Here is a 17,506-nt window from a genome sequence, read left to right as displayed (position 1 = left end):
GTTCGTTTTGTTCAGTCCTGGCTTCGGCCCTGTCGCAGAATTCATTCTCCATTCATCCTGCCTGCACGATTCGTTGCGGACTGCAGAACAGAAGGAAGGGCGGCTCAGCGTGTGCTGAGCCGCCCCTGCGAATCGATCCAAGCTGTCCGTCTGGCTCGTATCAGAAGCTCGTCGGAGTCTGTCCGAACTTGGTCTTGCGGCCGGTCAGTGCGATCGCGGCACCACCGACGAGGAGAAGCAGGGCTCCCGTCGTCAGTCCGCCGAGGTCGGCGCCGGTGCGAGGCAGCTGGCTGCCGTCATCGCCACCGTTGCCGGCATTGCCGTTGTCTCCACCATCGGAGCCGCCGCCGTTTGCGCCTTCGGTGACTGTGAAGGAGTCCTTCATGGTGTCATCACCGCAGGTCGCGGTCGCGGTGTAAGCACCGACGTAAGCCGAGACATCCGACGAGGTGCCGAAGACGTTGACCGAGGCATTGCCTTCATCGTCGGCCTTGACGGTGTTCTCGTAGGCCGTGACGTTGATGCCCTTCGGGTTGACCTCGAAGTGGACGTCTGCGCCGGGTTCGCAGTTCTCGACAGCGAGGGTGACGCCCTTCTTCTCGTTGGCGAAGTCCGCGGCCTCGAGCGTCTTCGGGGACACCGTGAAGGAAGCCTCGGCGGGAGCTTCGGTCTCGCCGTCGTCCCCGTCGTCACTGTCATCCTTGCCGTCGTCATTGCCGTCTTCGTTGCCGTCGTCGTCTCCGTCTTCGGCGACAACGTTGATGGCGCCGTTGAGGGTCTCGGACTCGGTGCCTTCGCGGTCGATGGTGACAGTGAACGGCACCTCGCCGACCTCGAGGTTCGCGGGGTCACCCTCGTACCAGAGGTGGAGCTCGTAGTCGCCGTCAGCTTCTGCGGTCTCAGTCTCCCCGGTCAGGGAGTCCTTGATCTTGTCGCCCTTCTTCACGCCGGAGACGGTGACAGTCACGCCCTTGTTCTTGTTGGAGAGATCCTCGGCGGTGATCTCCTTGGGGTCGACCTTCAAAGAGGCATCGATCGGATCGACAGCGTCGTCTTCGGTGATGACGAAGTCCTGAGCCGAGGAGTTGGTCTCGGTTTCCTGGTCGACGCCCCAGACGGAGTAGTCGCCGGCCGGAAGTGCTTCGTCACCTTCGAACTTCAGGGTTGCGGAGATCTCGCCGTCGGCGTTGGCTTCGACTTCCTGGGTTGCGAAGGGCGACGTTGCGGTGCCACCGACGACCGTGACAGTGCCGTTCGGGGTGAAGCCCTCGCCGGTGACCTCGATGCCATTCTCGTCGAAGTCGCTTTGCGAGATCTCGGTGGTGCTGAGCGAGACCGTCGGGTCGCCCTCCGCCTGGACGTCGACCTCGGCGTTGCCGGCGACGGTCTTGGCGTCCGTGCCTTCCCGCTGCACCTGAAGGGCGAAAGCGACGGATTCCTGCGTGACCTCCTTGGCCGAGCGCAGCTTCATCGTCGCGGTTGAACCCTGAGCGGTGACGGCAGGACCGGTCAGTCCGGACTTGGCAGCGACCTTGTCGCCCTTCTCGAGGCCGGTGACCTTGACGGTCACACCGTCCTCGTGGAGCTCTTCGGCGGTGACTTCACTCGAGGTGACCTGCACCGAGGCATTGATGGGGTTGGCCTTGTCCTCGGACTTGTCGTCGTCCCTGGAGTCCTTGTCCTCGTCCTTGGGGGCAGGAGCGGGCTTCGGGTCGACCTTCTTCGGAGTCTTCTTCGCCTCGTCCTTCTTATCCGCTTTGTCCTCGGCGGCCTTCTTCTCGTCCGCCTTCTTCTCAGCGGCCTTCTTGGCTACCTCGGCTTTCTCCTCGGCCTTCTTTTCGGCTGCCGCCTTCTCTGCAGCTGCCTTCTTCTCGGCTTCAGCCTTCTCAGCCGCGGCCTTCTTGGCCTCTTCCTTCTTCTTGGCTTCGGCCCTTTCGGCTTCAACCTTCTTCTGCTGGTCAGCCTTCTGCGTGGACGCCGCCTGAGCGGACGTCGATTCCGCAGCAGCGACCGGGCTCGCGACAAGCCCGGTGAACGCGAGTGCGACTGCCGGCGCGAGGATGATCTTCTTCATTGGAGTGCCTTCAATCTCTGTGGCGAGGGGTGTGATACGGCACTCATCCTAGGTTCCGAGGGTTTTCCAAACTATTTCTGTACGTTTTGTTCAGGTTTAAAAGCGGTAACACTTAGGTGAATTCTTTAACCGTTTCGTGACCTACTCGTCGGTAAAAGAATGGCTATCAGTGCCGCCTCGGCGAGGGGACGCGTCGGCCGCGCTAATTCAGCGGTTCTGAGCTAGACCGGCCACGCCTCGGCGCGGATCTGCTTGCGCTGTTCGACGGTGGGCACGCGGACGGTCAGGGCGGAGGGGTCGACCTCCATCTCGAGGTAGGACGACTGTCCCAGCGGGTCGCCGTCGATCTGGACATCGACCTCGTCGCCGGCTTCGATGACGACCTTTCGGCACTTCCGGATGTTCGTGTGCAGCCCGCGTGAGGCCCGACGGCCGGCGATCGATGCAAGCACGCCGACCCATTGGCCGAGGTTCTTCGGGCTGACAATGAGCACGTCGAGCATGCCGTCGTCGATGACGGCCTGCGGAAGCAGCTGGATGCCTCCCTGCAGGCGGCCGCAGTTGCCGCCGAGCACCGAACGCACCCTGGCCGAGATCCGATATTCGTCGTCGAACGTGACCTTGACGTGACTGGGTTTGCCGGTGAGCTTCCGTGATCCCGCTTCGACGTAGGCGAGCCATCCGAGGCGGGCCTTGAGATCGTCGTTGGTATCGGCCATGACCGCTGCGTCGAAGCCGAGTCCGGTCATCACGGTGAAGACATGGGTATCGCCGTCGGGGGCGATCTTAGCCGTCCCCACGTCGATTTCCCGGTTGCGTCCCCACAGGGCGATCCGCAGCGCCCACTCCGTCTTGTCGAGGACGAGATCGATATTGCGGGCGAGCAGATTCCCGGTTCCCAACGGCACGATGCCCAGCGGAGTGGAGGTTCCCGCCAGCGCCGAGGCGACCGCGCGAATGGTGCCGTCCCCGCCAGCGGCGATGACGACGTCGACCCCCTCGTCGAGGGCACGGACCGTGGCCCCCTCACCGGAATCCTCGAGGGTGGTCTCGAGCACGAGCGGAGGGTTCCATCCCTCGAAACGACAGATCGCCTCGGCGGTGGCGGCCAATTTGCGCACATCGGTCTTCGTGGGATTGACGATGAGCGCGGCACGGTATCGGGCCGCATCATCGACCGCCTCGTCGGAGAGGTTCGCCGGGTGGGCGTAGCGTCTCATCGTGTTGAGCGTGCGTCGCACTCCGCTGCGGCGGCCGATGAGGAACGCGGCCACGAGCACGGCGAGGGCACCGATGACGATGGCCCAGGTCATCAGGGGGTCCAACTCGATGATCATGTCCCAAATCTACAGTGCCCCGGTCGTGTGCAGGCTGAGTGCCGAATGTCGAAAACACGACCGGCCCGTTAAGCTGAGAGGGTGATCGATCTAGCGCTTCTCAGAGACAACCCGGCCCTGTTCAAGGCATCGCAGGAGGCTCGCGGGGCATCCGTCGAGCTCATCGACGAGGTCATCGCCGCCGATTCCGCTCGTCGTGCGGCCATCACCGCCTTCGAAGACGCACGTGCGGATCAGAAGTCGTTCTCCTCCCAGATCGCGAAGGCTCCGAAGGGGGACAAGCCGGCACTCATCGCCGAGGGCAAGGCGAAGTCCGAGGCCGTGAAGTCGCTGTCCGCGGAGTCCGAGGAGGCCACTTTCGCCTTCGACCAGCTCGTGTCGAAGGTTCCGAACCTCATCATCGAGGGGATCCCTGCCGGCGGCGAAGAGAACTTCGTGACGCTCAAGACCGTGGGCGAACCCCGCGACTTCACCTCTGACGGCTTCGAACCGCTCGATCACCTCGAGATCGGCGAGAAGCTGAAGGCCATCGACACCCAGCGGGGAACGAAGGTCTCCGGATCGCGTTTCCACTACCTCACCGGTTTCGGCGCGAAGCTGGAGATGGCCCTGCTCAACCTCGCCCGCGACGTCGCCGAAGAAGCCGGGTTCAGCCCGACCATCACCCCGACCCTGGTCCGTCCCGAAGTCATGCGCGGCACCGGGTTCCTCGGTGAGCACGCCGATGAGGTGTACCGTCTCGAAGCCGACGACCTGTTCCTCGTCGGCACCTCCGAGGTGCCCCTGGCCGGCTACCACATGGACGAGATCATCGACCTCTCCGACGGTCCGCTGCGCTACGCCGGCATCTCCTCCTGCTACCGCCGCGAGGCCGGCTCCTACGGCAAGGACACCCGCGGAATCATCCGCGTCCACCAGTTCCAGAAGGTTGAGATGTTCGCCTACGTCCCGGTCGAGGATGCCGAAGCCGAACACGAGCGGATGCTGTCGCTGCAGGAGAAGATGCTCGGACTGTGCGAGCTTCCCTACCGGGTCATCGATACAGCTGCCGGCGACCTCGGTGATTCGGCCGCCCGCAAGTTCGACTGCGAAGCCTGGGTGCCGACTCAGGGCACCTACCGGGAACTGACCTCGACGTCGAACTGCACGACGTTCCAGGCCCGCAGACTGCAGATCCGCGAACGTCGCGACGGATCGACCCGGCCCGTCGCGACCCTCAACGGGACCATGGCCAACACCCGCTGGCTGGTGCCGATCCTCGAGAACCATCAGCAGGCGGACGGTTCGGTCACGGTGCCCGAGGCGCTGCGACCCTACCTCGGCGGGATGACCGCACAGGGACCGGAAGGACCGCGCTACTGAGCCTGTGCCGGGACGCGGGGCACTGACCGTGCGGCGGAAATCAGCGGGACTCGGTGGGGTTCGGTCGCCTCGGCGCCGGGATTAACGACAACAAGAAGATTGACGCATACGTTGGGAGACACATTGACCCCGCACCTCATCGCACTCGATGTCGACGGCACGATCGTCGGCTACGACGGAACCCTGTCGGAGTCGGTGAAGCAGGTGCTCGATCGGCTCGCCGAGGAGGGCCACCACCTCGTGGTCTCCACCGGCCGTGCCCTGCCGGGCGCGCTCGAGGTCGTCCACGCGCTCGACCTCAAACACGGCTTCATCGTGTGCTCGAACGGATCCGTCGTCGTCCGCCTCGACCCCGAGCTGCCGTTGGGGTGGGAGCTGCACCATGTCGTGTCCTTCGACCCGAAGGATGCGCTCGAGCAGATGCACGCGGCGCTGCCGACGGCGCTCTTCCTCGTCGAGGATCCGGATCTGCACCGGTGGGCGTCCGGGGCGTTCCCGGTCGGCGAACTCGCCGAATCCGACACCCTCGACATCGTCGACTTCGACGAGCTGCTGACCAAGCGAGCCACCCGCATCGTCATGCGCGAGGTCAACGGCACCGCCGAGGAGTTCGCCGCCGCCGTTGACTCGCTCGGACTGCATGAGGTCAGCTATTCGGTGGGCTGGAGCAACTGGCTCGACATCGCCCCGGACGGGGTCTCGAAGGCCAGCGGTCTGGAGATCGTGGCCGAGGAACTCGGGGTCAAGCACGCCCACACTGTGGGGGCCGGGGACGGACTCAACGACCTCGAGATGATCGAATGGGTCGAACACGGAATCGTCATGGGGCAGTCGAAGGACGAACTCAAGGTGCTCGCGAGCGTGGTCACCGATTCGGTCGACGACGACGGTTTGGCGGTAGCACTGGTCGATTACTTCAGCCTCGACTCAGCGCTCCTCGAGGCAGAGGGCACCACCAACACCCGCCCCTAATTACTACCTGACGGCGGCCCAGCAACCTCGCGCGAGGTATCTGGGCCGCCGTCACGTAGCAATAAGGACTAGTTGGGGCGGGTGTCTAAGACTGCGTCGAGGTAGCGGGCGACACCGTCGTCGTCGACTGCCTCCGTCACGGCAGCGGCGATCGCCTTGACCGACCCCAGCGCATTGCCCATCGCGACCCCGTGCCCGGCCCACGACAGCATCTCGATGTCATTGGGCATATCCCCGAATGCCATCACCTGCGACCGCGCCACTCCGAGGTGGTCGGACAGATCCGACAGCGTCTTCGCCTTCGTGATCCCATGCGGCGCCAGTTCGACGAGCCCGTTGTCCGGTTCGGAGAACGATGCATGACAGGTGCCGTCGACGAGCGGATCGATGAGGTCGTGCATCGCCTGCGAATCGCTCGTCTCCAGGCGCACGAGCACCTTGACGACGTCCTCGCCGGCGAGTTCGGAGACATCGTCGATGATCCGGGCCTCGCGTGGTCGGCCGGTGACGAAATCCCGGTCGATGAAACCGCCGTTGAGAGTCTCGTAGGCGAACCGAGCCTCGGGATGATCGACGCGGACCGCCGCGGTGATCTTCGCCAGCGACTGTGAGTCGATGGTGTGTACATCGACGACGGACTGAGAGGCTATGTCGTAGACGACCGCACCGTTGAGGCACACCACCCGACCGAGATCGGGGATCTGCTCGGCGATCGGTGCCAACCATCGCATGGGCCGCCCGGTGACGAGCACGAACGGGATTCCCGCGTCCTGGCAGCGATGGATCGCATCGATCGTGGCCGTCGAGATCGGCTTCCAGTTCAGCAGCAGAGTGCCGTCGATATCGCTGGCGACGAGGCCGAGGTCGAAGTCATCCGGCGGCAGGGTAGCGGGGCTGATCGGAGGTCTCATTATGCCTCCACCCTAGCGAGAATCTCCCGCGCTCGCCCCAGCAGCTCCTCGGCATCCGTGATGAACCGAACCGTGGCTTCCGCATTCGAGTCGATCGACCGTCCCGATGGCCCGTCCGACCGTGCCATCGACGCCGCGAGCACCGCCTCGCCGACCTTCGACGAGGCCTTCGTCAGCAGCTCCGGTGCGTCGCCGACGGCCTGCCGAGCGGGCCCGGGCACCACCTGACCGGTGACGGGGTAGCGGGCGTGGAGGGCCGCGGTGAGGTCGTCGACGACGTCGACGAGCGCGTTGAGCCGGTGGGTGCCGTCGACGATGACGTCGATCGGATCCTTCGCCGAGGCGGCCGTGACCGAGCCGTCTGATGATCCCGCCGAGGCGGTTCCCGAAATGGCGCTGCCACCGGAGTCCCGTGACTCGTGGAGGGCCACCGCGGTGGTGTAGTACCGGTCGACTGCGCGGATGAAGCGGTCGCGGTTGTGGCGCCACAAACCGGTGCCGAACCGGTCATCGTCCTTGACCGCGGTCGGATTCGCCTTCTTGCGCAGACCGGAGAAGAAGCCCTTCACAGATAGTTGCCGGTGCCGCGATCGTCGCGGTCCGACTCCGTCTTCTTGCCGGGCTGCCCGTCGGCCGGCGTCATCCCAGGCGGAACCATTCCCGGAGGCAGTTGGCCGCGACCGGCCATCTGCTGGGCCATGGCCTGCTGGGCCATGATCGCGGTCTGGATCCCGTGGAAGAGACCCTCTAACCACCCGACGAGCTGGGCCTGGGCGATCCGCAGCTCCGAGGTCGTCGGGGGTCCGTCGGCCGAGTCGAAGGGCAGGTCGAGGCGCTCGAGCTCCTCGATGAGGTCATTCGACAGCCCCTCTTCGAGTTCGTCGATGGAGCGGCGATGGATCTCGGCGAGGCGCTCGCGTCCCTTCTCGTCGAGCTCGGTACCGCGGACCTCCTCGAGCAGCTGCTTGACCATGGTGCCGATGCGCATCACCTTCGCCGGTGACGAGACATCCGCCTGATCGTGCTGCGCCTTGGCGAGGCCGGACTGCACACTGTCGGCGTTCGCCGCACCGTTCGCGTTCTCCGCTTCGTCTTTGTTCGGTGCGTCCGCGGCGCTCGTCTCACCCGCGGAGTTCTGGACGTCGTCCGCGGACTCGGGATTCTCAGCCATTGGTCATGCACCTTCCTCATCGACGATGAGCAGAACTTTTCCGATGTTCGCCCCGTCCTCCAGCGTCTGATGTGCACGGACGACGTCGGCCAACGGCATGGCTTCGTGGATGATGGGGCGGATGTCGCCCGAGATCACGGCCGGCCAGAGACGGTCGGCCACCTCGGCGACGATGGCGATCTTCTGGTCCTTCGGCCGCGCCCGCAGGGTCGTGGCGGAGACTGACTTGCGCGGCTGCATGAGCCAGCCGAGGTTGATTTCGGTCTTCGTTCCGCCCTGCATGCCGATGATGACGAGGCGGCCGTCGGTGCCCAGCGCCTTGATATTGCGCTCGAGGTACTTCGCGCCGATGATGTCGAGGATGACATCGGCTCCTGTCGACCCGTCGTCGTGGGTGCAGATCTCGTGCACGCGTTCGACGAAGTCCTCTTCGCGGTAGTTGATGACGGCATCGGCACCGAGCTCGCGGCAGAATTCGGCCTTCTTCTCGGAGCCGACGGTCACGACGATCTTCACGCCGAGGTGGCGCGCAATCTGGATCGCGGCCGTGCCGATTCCGGAGCCGCCGCCGTGGACGAGCAGCCATTCGCCTGCCTGCACCTGTGCGCGGCCGACGATGTTGGACCAGACGGTCGACAGCACCTCAGGCAGGGCCGCCGCCTCAGTGAGGTCGAAGCCGTCGGGGACGGGAAGCAGCTGACCTGCGGGAACGGGCACGTATTCGGCGTATCCGCCACCTGAGAGCAGAGCCGCCACCCGGGCGCCGACGGACCAGCCGGTGACGTCGGCGCCGATCTTTTCGATCGTGCCGGAGACCTCGAGGCCGGGAATCTCGGTGGCCCCTGGTGGAGGATCGTAGAATCCGCGGCGCTGCAGCAGGTCAGCCCTGTTGACGCCGGCGGCATGGACACGGACGAGGACTTCATCGGCGGCGATGTCTGGTGTGGGTTCGTCGGTGACCTGCAGAACCTCGGGCTCACCGGGGGAGGAAATCGTGATAGCGCGCATGCGTCCACTCTAGTAGCTGGGTGCGCGAGTGGGCAGGGGCATCCGCGAGGTGGGGGTTCGGTGGAGGGCCACCCGGGATGAGGCAGGGTGGCACAGGATGCTGCACGGCTCGAATTTAGGTCGCTATCGGATACTGGCCCTCGAATGTAGGTCGCTATCGGATACTTCTGAGCTCCAGAAGTATCCGATAGCGACCTAGATTCGGCAGCGAAGCCGCTCAGGCGAAGAGGCGGAACATCGGCGAGTTCTGGTGGACTCGCTCGACCTCGATATTCGATGCCTCCATTCGTTCGAGCAGGTTCGGCAGGTCTTCGGCATAGCCGAGCTGAATGCCGACGAACGCCGGTCCGGTCTCCCTGTCGGAGCGTTTGACGTACTCGAACATCGCGATGTCGTCCTCGGGCCCGAGCACCTCGTTGAGGAACCGGCGCAGGGCACCGGGCTCCTGCGGGAAGTCGACGATGAAGTAGTGCTTGAGGCCTTCGTGGACGAGTGATCGTTCGAGGATCTCCGGGTAGCGGGAGATGTCGTTGTTGCCGCCGGAGACCAGGCACACCACGGTCGACCCGGGTTCGATCGTGATCGGCTTGTCCGAGTCCGGGCCGCCGATCCCGGCCGAGGCCAGGGCGCCGGAGGGCTCGGCGATGATGCCGTCGACCTGGTACATATCGAGCATCTCGGTGGCCACCGCGCCCTCGGCGACGGGGCGGATGTCGAGGCCGAGGTCGGCTATGACGTCATAGGTGATGTTGCCGGCCCGTCGCACGGCGGTGCCATCGGCGAAACGGTCGATGTTCTCCAAGGTCACGGGGTGGCCGGCCTTGAGCGCTGCGATCATCGAGGCGGCTCCGGCAGGTTCGGCGCCGATGACCTTCGTGTTCGGCATCCGTTCGGCCGCATAGGCGGCGATTCCCGCGAGCACTCCGCCGCCGCCGACAGGAACGATGATGTAGTCGGGGTCGGTCTCGAGCTGAGCGTGGATCTCGGCGGCCACGGTGCCCTGACCGGCGATGGTGCGCATATCGTCGAAGGCCGAGACCAGGAGTGCCTCATTGCGTTCGGCGAACCGGTACGCCAGCGCCGAGGCGTCGTCGTAGGTGGAGCCGGCGATCTCGATCGTCACCTGCTCCCCGCCGAAGTGACGGACGCGTTCGATCTTCTGCTTCGGGGTCGTCTTCGGTACGAAGATCGTGCCCTGGATGCCCAGTTCCTTGCAGGCGCGGGCGAAGCCCTGGGCATGGTTGCCCGCCGAGGCGCAGACGACACCGCGGGAGCGTTCGTCGGCATCGAGTTGGAGCATGAAGTTGAAGGCGCCGCGGATCTTGTAGGACCGCACCATCTGCAGGTCCTCGCGCTTGAGGTAGACCGTGGAACCGGTCGCGGTCGTCAACCGCTCGCAGATCTGAAGTGGCGACAGGATGACGGAATCGGAAATTCGCTGCGCAGCCGCCTCGACCTCGCCGGCGAGTGTGAGCTTCTGGGGAGTCATGTCTGTTTCAACCACCAGACTATTGTGCGCCCTTTGTCTTGCTATTTGGCAACTCGTATCGATATGAGGACAGCCGCGGGGCCGCTGAGAACCCGCCCCGGCCCGGCCCGCTAGGACCGTCCTGCGTCCCTCCCGTACTCGCCTCGCACCTACCCGAACCCGGTGATTCGGCTCCCGACTTCGGGGTTTCGGGTGCGCCCTGGACCGCGAATACCCCATATCATGATTGGATGGAGGATGCCCGTAATCCCTTCTAGGAGACGTCATGGCCATCAGCAGTGAGCTCGAACAACTGTTAGCCAGCTGGATACCCCGACAGCCGTGGTTCCCCAAGCTCGCAGCAGATTTCGGGACCGACCCCGACATCACCCCCATGTCGGTGGCCCGCGCGTTCACCTATACCGCCGAGGAACTCGGTGGTTTTGCGGGCCTCGTGACCGTCATCTCCGTCGGCGACGGCCCCACCCTGCGTCGCCTCAACATCCCCCTGACCCTGCGCGGGGCCGAGGACATGCACCTGCGCCACGCCCTCATCGGCCGCGTCGACGACCTCGCGCTCGGCACCGTCTACGTCTACGACGGCGCCGCCGATCCCGTCTTCGTCAACCTCATGGCCGACGCGATCACGAAGCGCAAGGTCTTCGACGGCGGGCAGCTGTCCACCGAATCCCTGCGCCACAGCCAGGAGAAGACCGAGGCCCGGGGCCGTGCGCCCATGCCGTTCCCCGTGACCGCGAACGGGGCGGCCGCCTCGGCGAATGGATCGACGAACACCGCCGCCGAGGCGGTCCCACCGAAGCCATCGATCGGTGACCTCACGGTCGGAGCTGAGGACGTCATGCCCGTCGAGATCCGCCCGATCGAGGTCTCGGACTCCGGGCAGCACAAGTCGACCGTCATCATCCACGACGAATACGAGCCGCTGGAGCTCTCGTTCTTCCGCGTCCTCGAGAACGGAATGCCGTCGTCGCTGACGATTCCTGTCCTGCTGACCGAGGCGGGTTCGCGCAGCGTGCCCGAGGTCATCGGCTGGGGTTCGGGCCGCTGGTACGACATGTTCGAGGTCCAGGAGATGGAGGCGCCGATGGCGCTCCTCTCCCACGTCGATGTCGATGCCGAACCCGCATGGCGAGAAGCCGTGAACACGGTGTGCGCCGTCGACTCCGGTTCGATCGGGGCCTACAATGCCCACGCCGCGGAGATGGGGCGGCGCATCGGCGAACTGCACACCGACATGGCCGCCGAGTTCGGGGTCGTCGAAGGCGCCGGAGAGCCGACGAAGCAGTTGGTGCAGAAGTGGGTCGAACGCATCGACTGGGCGCTGGGCCGGGCTCCTCTGGCCCTGGATTCGCTGGTGCCGGAGCTGCGCGGCCATCGAGCCCGGCTGCAGGGACTCGAGACCATCGGCACCCTGCAGAAGATTCACGGCGAGCTGACGCTCGATCATGTGGTCAGCTCTTCCACCGACGGCTATTCGGTTGTGAAGTTCACGGACTCGACGGACTCGGACCCCAAGCCCGCCGCCTTCGACCTCGTGGCACTGCTGCGCAGCATCGACTACGCCGCCGGTTTCGCCCGCCTCCAGCGCACCGATGCGCTCGACTCCGAGGACGGCTCGCTGGTCGTCAGCGGATTCGGCAATGATCCGGGAGCGCTGCGCGCGATCTTCGATTCGCCCGAATACCTGTGGGCCTCGCAGGTCCAGAACTCGCTGCTGTCCGGATATTCGCGAGCTCGTGGCGACAGCATCGGGCTGACCGATCCCGTGCTGCGCGCGGCACTGGTCGACCGGCTTCTCGTCGAGGTCGTCACCGAGCTGCGCAACCGCCCGAACTGGCTGTCCGTGCCGTTGGCCACGCTCACCCTCGTCCTCAAAGGCAAGCCCGCCCGCACCGAGGAGGCCGCAGAACCCCGCCCCAGCTGGGCTGATTCCGGCGAGGCGGAGACCGATGCAGCCGAGGACTCACCTGTTTCCGGCGACGCAACCGGTGCTGCTGGCGCAGAGGACTCGGATGCGGATGCCGAGCCGAACGACTCCTTCGCCGTGGCTCCTCCTGCCGACGAGGCGACCGCCGCCGATTCGGAATCGGTCTCTGCGGCACCTCGCGGCACCTCCGGCGCCGTCGCGGCTGCGATCGCGAACTCAGATGCCGATGACTCGGACGCCGAGGACTTGGCAACCGATGAATCCGAAGCTGGTGAACCCGAATCCGCTGGTTCCGCGACCAACGAGTCCGAAGCCGGTGAAACCGAACCCGACGAGGTCGAAGTCGCCGATGCTGCGGAGAACACCGTTGACGCGGTCGCAGATCCCGATATCGACGATGTCGAGGACTCGACCGTGGTCCCGCCCCAGGACGATGCACCCGAAGCGGCTCCGGCTCCTGCCGAAGACGAAGAATTCGTCGACGAGGAAGAACCGGAAGCTCCGGTCCGACGAGTCCCGGCCTCGTTCGCGGCGCGCGGCGCCACCTCGGAGGACGCCGACAGCACTGGACACGAATCGCAGCCGGCCAAGCCGAAGGACGCACCGAAGCTCGGCCACACGTGGAGCGAACGTTCGCAGAACTCCGGCAGCGACCGCGGAACATTCGGCGAGCAGATCTCCGACCAGCCGGACAAGAGTCGCGACGATTCCGTGGCACGGCCCGACGAATCAACGGGCAAGTCCCGGGACGATTCGAAGACTGCCGGAGGGTCCGTGTTCGATGACCTCCTGGGCACCGAGCGTAAGCGGAACCGGATGAAGAAGCGTAAGAAAGGCTGACCACTAGTGGTGACCCGTCGCCTCGGCGTCGGTCGTGCCCGCTTCGATGAAATTCTTGCGCTCAGTTGCCAATTGGCAGATGCTGTCGCGGTTGTGAGAAACTATGGTGGCTCGACCTTGCGTCGAGCAGGCCGGGTTCGCTCCATCGCTGTCACAGGCATGGAGGAACCGAGGGAAGCGTGTCCGAGCGGCCGAAGGAGACGGTCTTGAAAACCGTTGTGCGGCGACCCCGCACCGTGGGTTCGAATCCCACCGCTTCCGCCCATGTGATGTCCCACGTCATCGTTCACTCGATGGCGTGGGACATTTCTTATTTCTGACCCGAGGATGTCTCGCGTCATCGTGCACATTTGTGGGGGGTCATGCCTCACGGCATCGTTCTTTTCTTCTTCTGATAGTCCTTGCTCGCGCCGAGTGTGTGTTCAGCAATGAACTTCGCCTCCGTCCCGGTCGAGTTCGAGTCACAGTCCCAGTGCTTCGGCAAGGTTGGCAGGCATGATCGCGATAGTGTTACCACTGCGGCCCATGACGATTCCGACGCGTTCTTCGCCAGCGTCCAGTGACTTCACGAGTCGGTGGGAGTATCTCTTGTTGATGTAACCGTATATTCGCTTCGCCCCAGGGCGCGCGACAGTGATTACTTGAGCGACCTGCACACCCTCGGACTCCCTGCGAAGATCGATGCGATCACCGGCCTTCATACGTGCGGCACCGTGGTTCTTCCAACCACGAACATTGAGATAGAGAATGCTGACGCGCGCCAAAGCCAAACTTCCCGGCGAAAGTCGCTTCCCGGATTCGACACTCACAAACCGGTACTCATCGGCACCGCGTTCAATTCGGAACGCGAATGTGCGGGCCTTACGGCCCGTGAATTCCATGGCGGGAACCTCGCCCGGCAACCATTTTTCAAGCACCACAGTTCCACCTCCAAAACCAGGTGGTGCATCCAGCTGTGTGCCGGCAACAGAGGCGCTGTGCGCAGCTGATTTCATGCGCTGTGCGAGCATCCACGAGGCTGACGCCACGACTAAGAGAACTCCGACCATCACCCACATGTGGAGACCTCCATGTCGTCCGATTCTGCGGTTGTGGGATCGGGGAAGCGGACCCGGAGAAGTGGTGGGCCACCTTGGAATGCCCCGGGTTGTCGCGACAACCCGAGACAAGCACTCACCACATCACGTCCGTTCACCGTTTCAGGTTTTTCTAAGGGGACGGAACGAAACCCAAATAAGGGCACTGTTCAGGAAGTGGAGAGTTCCCGTACTCTACACATCTAGTATGTGAAAACGCTGTTAGAGGAAAAGAAGTAGCCGCACGTCCGTCGGGAGCTTGGCGACTGCTGAACCCAACCGCCATGCCGCCCCGGCCCTCCACGGTGAGGGTCGGGACGTCCTTATGCCTGAAAGGGGCGGGACTGAAAGCGAGCGAAATCGCTTGGAGGCCGTCGCCATTGCTAGGGCAGAAGCTCCGCGAGAACTGGAGAGGGCTCTAGCTGTGGTTGACTTTGCAGGAGAAGTTTCGGTCGATGCCAATCGAGTCTCACTGCTCGGCTCCCAGAGGAAGCGTGATGAGGAGTCGATTGCTCAAGACTTCGCATGGGACAACGAGGGTGGGACCAATCCGCAATAACTGCCAGCGGGTTCTTCAGAATGTGGGTTCTCCGACGTCAGCTACGAGGACAGGTGAAGCCCCTTGCTCCCAGGCCATCGCAAGCTTCCAGACAGCATGTTTCTATATGCGTGAAGCTGACCACGACCGCCACACGCCGACTATCAAAGATCCGGCTAGGGCAAGCCCTCCAGTGAAGAGCAGTGGGCTATTGGTCCAGCCGAACGCGGCGAGGACAGTTCCTGCGTACATGACTGTGAAGGACGCAGCTGCCCATACCAGTAACCTTTCAATCTCAGCGTGGACGGCGGCGCTGTTTTCGGCGTCAGGCAAAAGTGGCAGTCTGGCCTCATGAGGGCGGCGCGAAAGCCCTGCCAGTCCCAGCACGATGGCGACGATAATTGCAACGACCGGCAGGAGAGTCCACTTCTGCCCGTAGGAGTCAGCTTTGCCAAGAAGGGTGAAGTGGGTTGGAACTTCGTCAGGGATAATTGAGAATCCGACGATCACTACTGCTGTCAACGCGGCTGTAAATAGAATTGAAATCCGCCTGATCCACAACGTGATTGATCGCGATTCAGGTGTCCCGGCTTCAGAAGTTTCGTCGCCCATACGTTTAAAACTATCAAACAGGGTTACCGAGACAGACCGTGGCTGAACCGCCTAGGGGACAGTCTCACATGCGGACACTCGAGCACTCGCGGCAACGCGACAGGCCAGTAGGTGTGGCCCGGATCTGGACAGAATCTGGACATACGCTAGAGCACGAGCGAACATCATCGAGCAACGCAGAACCCCGGAATCTCAACGAACGCGCCCCTTGCCTGGGGTACTACAGTGGTTCGGATTTCACCGCTTCCGCCCAATGAAGAGCCCCGGAACTCAGCGTCATCAGCGAAGAGTTCGGGGGCTGTCACATGCCCACCACGGCGCGTCAGCATTCGCGGCTCAGCCTCTGCTTCCGCCCGTGCAAAGCCAAGCGAACTTTTTGCCAGGCAGACCTATCGATAACCGCGCTTGGCCCTGAACGACGGGATTTCTGCGATGCACCGCTTGAGCGACGGTCCGAGTGGTGTCGCTGCCGAAGACCTAGTCGCGCAGCCTCAGTCGCGGACCGGCTCTCCCGGTTCGGGAGCCTCGGGCGTCGAATCCCCGGCCTCGGGCTCTTCGGGCTCGGACATCTCGGCATCGGCCTCGGGGTCGTCGAAGCTGCGTACCGAGCGGCGGAAGCCGCGGGTCAGCACGGCCAGGTACACGATGCCGATGGCCAGCCATACGAGGCCGCCGATGAGCGCGGTTCCGTGCAGGCTCGCCCATAGGACTCCGGTGAGGACGGCACCGATGGTGGGCATGATGACGTAATTGAACGTCGACTTGAAGTCCACCACCTGTCTGGTCCGGAACGCATAGTGGGCAATGACCGTGAGGTTGACGAATGTGAAGGCGATGAGCGCACCGAAGTTGATGAGCGCCGAGATGAGCTCGAGGCTGAACGACATCGCCAACAGGCACACCGCACCGACGAGCACGATATTGAACACCGGAGTGTGCGTCTTCGGGTTGATGTATCCGAAGGCCTTCCGCGGCAGCACCCCGTTGCGGCCCATCACGAGCATCATCCGCGACACCGACGCATGCGAGGCCAGCCCCGAGGCGGCGGTCGCAGCGAATGCCGCAGCCACGAAGAACAGCTGGAACACGTGGCCGCCGGTGATCATGCCGATCTCAGGCAGCGGATCGTCGACGATGGTGAACTGCGAATTGTCGGGGAAGAGCAGCTGCGCGAAGTAGCCGGCGACGAGGAAGATGAGACCTCCGGCGAGAACGGTGAGCATGATCGCCTTCGGCATGAGGCTGACGTGCTTCGCCTCATTCGTGTACATCGTCACCGCGTCGAAGCCGATGAACGAGAAGCACACGACGGTCGCACCGGTGAGAACCGCGCCGAGGTGGACGCCCTCATGGATGAACGGCTCCGGACTGAACACGACTCCGGCCCCTTCGCCGGCGTTGAGCTGCATGACGGCGAGCACGCAGAATGTGGCGACGAGGACGACCGCGAAGACGAGGAGGATGCCGTTGATGTTCGCGGTGCCCCGCATCGATGACAGGACGATGCCGGTCATGACGATCGTATAGACGACGACCCACACCCACGGAGGAGCGTCGGGCGCCATCGATTCCATATAGAGCCGGATGATGAGGCAGTTGACCATCGGCAGCAGCAGATAGTCCAGAAGGGAGGTCCAACCGACGAGGAAGCCGAGCGCCGGTGACATCGTCTCCCGCGTATAGGTGTAGGCCGAACCGGCAGTGGGGAAGACTTTGACCATCTTGCCGTAGCTGAAGGCCGTGAAGATCATGACGATGAGAGCAACGAGGTACGCCGCCGGAACGGCTCCGTTCGTCTGTTCCGAAACGATTCCGAAAGTGTCGAAGACGACCGTCGGCGTCATGTAGCCGAGTCCGAGTCCGACGATGGACCACAGTCCGAGGTTGCGCTTCAGTGAGCCAGAGGCAGCCATATCAATCCTCCCCAATGAGTCTTGCCGCCCGCCGGGCCGTCGATGTCGCCATCGATGACCGACCCGGAAGTGATGTGCGTCATGATCTTAACGCCCAAGGTACTGAAAGCGAAACCATCGCCGAAGATCGGGACGGGTATCAGTGTGAAATCGTGACCTTTCCGATGAAAACCGTCAATATCGTCAACGATATCGGTAGTCTCGGCGGGGCATCACGATGACCGGTTATCGAACGAACCGTCAGCGCCGACGCGAAACAGAGTAGATTGCATTCAA

Annotated in this window: 14 protein-coding genes and 1 tRNA gene; 5 read left to right on the top strand and 10 right to left on the bottom strand. The window is 63.8% G+C overall.

All coding sequences use genetic code 11. The features are described from left to right. Positions 1-160 precede the first annotated feature (160 nt). Positions 161-2,074: a hypothetical protein gene (locus tag D3I60_RS00245; RefSeq protein WP_262773926.1), complete on the bottom strand. Its 1,914-nt coding sequence runs from the start codon at positions 2,072-2,074 to the stop codon at positions 161-163. 221 nt (positions 2,075-2,295) lie between these two features. After that, positions 2,296-3,411, bottom strand: coding sequence for a diacylglycerol/lipid kinase family protein (locus D3I60_RS00240; protein WP_262773925.1), 1,116 nt, complete (start codon positions 3,409-3,411; stop codon positions 2,296-2,298). 81 nt (positions 3,412-3,492) lie between these two features. Between D3I60_RS00240 and serS the strand changes: the two genes are divergently transcribed. Further along, complete coding sequence (gene serS / locus D3I60_RS00235; RefSeq protein ID WP_262773924.1) at positions 3,493-4,773, top strand: serine--tRNA ligase; 1,281 nt, start codon at positions 3,493-3,495, stop codon at positions 4,771-4,773. A gap of 111 nt (positions 4,774-4,884) precedes the next feature. Beyond that, entirely contained in the window at positions 4,885-5,745 is an 861-nt protein-coding gene (locus D3I60_RS00230; protein WP_262773922.1) for an HAD family hydrolase, read from the top strand. Between the two features lie 68 nt (positions 5,746-5,813). On the opposite strand, the gene D3I60_RS00225 is transcribed toward D3I60_RS00230, so the two are convergent. The 5 genes from D3I60_RS00225 to ilvA form a co-directional block, all read right to left on the bottom strand. Further along, on the bottom strand, positions 5,814-6,656 hold the full coding sequence (locus tag D3I60_RS00225) for an HAD family hydrolase (RefSeq protein ID WP_262773920.1): 843 nt from the start codon (positions 6,654-6,656) through the stop codon (positions 5,814-5,816). Further along, positions 6,656-7,225, bottom strand: a complete 570-nt coding sequence (locus tag D3I60_RS00220; protein WP_262773918.1) for a hypothetical protein — start codon at positions 7,223-7,225, stop codon at positions 6,656-6,658. The genes D3I60_RS00225 and D3I60_RS00220 overlap by 1 nt, the downstream gene beginning before the upstream one ends. After that, positions 7,222-7,827, bottom strand: a complete 606-nt coding sequence (locus tag D3I60_RS00215; protein ID WP_276584300.1) for a proteasome activator — start codon at positions 7,825-7,827, stop codon at positions 7,222-7,224. Before D3I60_RS00215 ends, D3I60_RS00220 begins: the two co-directional genes overlap by 4 nt. Before the next feature lie 3 nt (positions 7,828-7,830). Next, positions 7,831-8,835, bottom strand: coding sequence for an NAD(P)H-quinone oxidoreductase (locus tag D3I60_RS00210; RefSeq protein ID WP_262773916.1), 1,005 nt, complete (start codon positions 8,833-8,835; stop codon positions 7,831-7,833). 217 nt (positions 8,836-9,052) lie between these two features. Next, on the bottom strand, positions 9,053-10,324 hold the full coding sequence (gene ilvA, locus D3I60_RS00205; protein WP_262774275.1) for a threonine ammonia-lyase IlvA: 1,272 nt from the start codon (positions 10,322-10,324) through the stop codon (positions 9,053-9,055). Positions 10,325-10,589: 265 nt separating this feature from the next. Here ilvA and D3I60_RS00200 point away from each other — a divergent pair, with 265 nt between their 5' ends. Next, positions 10,590-13,091 (top strand): maltokinase N-terminal cap-like domain-containing protein, encoded by a 2,502-nt coding sequence (locus D3I60_RS00200; RefSeq protein ID WP_262773914.1) that lies wholly within the window; start codon positions 10,590-10,592, stop codon positions 13,089-13,091. 173 nt (positions 13,092-13,264) lie between these two features. Then, positions 13,265-13,352: transfer RNA gene (locus D3I60_RS00195), tRNA-Ser, on the top strand. A gap of 200 nt (positions 13,353-13,552) precedes the next feature. Here the strand turns inward: D3I60_RS00195 and D3I60_RS00190 are convergent. From D3I60_RS00190 to D3I60_RS00180, 3 genes are all read right to left on the bottom strand, one after another. Beyond that, the gene (locus D3I60_RS00190) at positions 13,553-14,149 is read right to left on the bottom strand and encodes a hypothetical protein (RefSeq protein ID WP_262773912.1); all 597 of its coding nucleotides are present in this window, start codon (positions 14,147-14,149) and stop codon (positions 13,553-13,555) included. Positions 14,150-14,828: 679 nt separating this feature from the next. After that, positions 14,829-15,317 carry a DUF1648 domain-containing protein gene (locus tag D3I60_RS00185; RefSeq protein WP_262773911.1) on the bottom strand — a complete coding sequence of 163 codons (489 nt, stop codon included), beginning with the start codon at positions 15,315-15,317 and terminating at the stop codon, positions 14,829-14,831. A 491-nt stretch (positions 15,318-15,808) separates the two neighbouring features. After that, positions 15,809-17,230, bottom strand: coding sequence for an APC family permease (locus D3I60_RS00180; RefSeq protein ID WP_262773910.1), 1,422 nt, complete (start codon positions 17,228-17,230; stop codon positions 15,809-15,811). 14 nt (positions 17,231-17,244) lie between these two features. Here D3I60_RS00180 and D3I60_RS00175 point away from each other — a divergent pair, with 14 nt between their 5' ends. After that, complete coding sequence (locus tag D3I60_RS00175; RefSeq protein ID WP_262773908.1) at positions 17,245-17,451, top strand: hypothetical protein; 207 nt, start codon at positions 17,245-17,247, stop codon at positions 17,449-17,451. The last annotated feature ends 55 nt before the right edge of the window (positions 17,452-17,506 follow it).

It is taken from the genome of Brevibacterium permense, assembly GCF_025506275.1.
Classification (GTDB): domain Bacteria; phylum Actinomycetota; class Actinomycetes; order Actinomycetales; family Brevibacteriaceae; genus Brevibacterium; species Brevibacterium permense_A.
Note: the sequence above shows the minus strand (reverse complement) of the source record. Positions and strands in the feature narration are given on the sequence as shown.

What these genes read in the sequence shown, in the direction of transcription:
- D3I60_RS00210 (WP_262773916.1), bottom strand. Translation starts at nt 8,835, where the DNA reads ATGCGCGCTATCACGATTTCCTCCCCCGGTGAGCCCGAGGTTCTGCAG.
- D3I60_RS00175 (WP_262773908.1), top strand. Translation starts at nt 17,245, where the DNA reads ATGAGTCTTGCCGCCCGCCGGGCCGTCGATGTCGCCATCGATGACCGA.
- D3I60_RS00240 (WP_262773925.1), bottom strand. Translation starts at nt 3,411, where the DNA reads ATGATCATCGAGTTGGACCCCCTGATGACCTGGGCCATCGTCATCGGT.
- D3I60_RS00200 (WP_262773914.1), top strand. Translation starts at nt 10,590, where the DNA reads ATGGCCATCAGCAGTGAGCTCGAACAACTGTTAGCCAGCTGGATACCC.
- D3I60_RS00185 (WP_262773911.1), bottom strand. Translation starts at nt 15,317, where the DNA reads ATGGGCGACGAAACTTCTGAAGCCGGGACACCTGAATCGCGATCAATC.
- D3I60_RS00225 (WP_262773920.1), bottom strand. Translation starts at nt 6,656, where the DNA reads ATGAGACCTCCGATCAGCCCCGCTACCCTGCCGCCGGATGACTTCGAC.
- D3I60_RS00180 (WP_262773910.1), bottom strand. Translation starts at nt 17,230, where the DNA reads ATGGCTGCCTCTGGCTCACTGAAGCGCAACCTCGGACTGTGGTCCATC.
- D3I60_RS00245 (WP_262773926.1), bottom strand. Translation starts at nt 2,074, where the DNA reads ATGAAGAAGATCATCCTCGCGCCGGCAGTCGCACTCGCGTTCACCGGG.
- ilvA (WP_262774275.1), bottom strand. Translation starts at nt 10,324, where the DNA reads ATGACTCCCCAGAAGCTCACACTCGCCGGCGAGGTCGAGGCGGCTGCG.
- D3I60_RS00215 (WP_276584300.1), bottom strand. Translation starts at nt 7,827, where the DNA reads ATGGCTGAGAATCCCGAGTCCGCGGACGACGTCCAGAACTCCGCGGGT.
- D3I60_RS00190 (WP_262773912.1), bottom strand. Translation starts at nt 14,149, where the DNA reads ATGTGGGTGATGGTCGGAGTTCTCTTAGTCGTGGCGTCAGCCTCGTGG.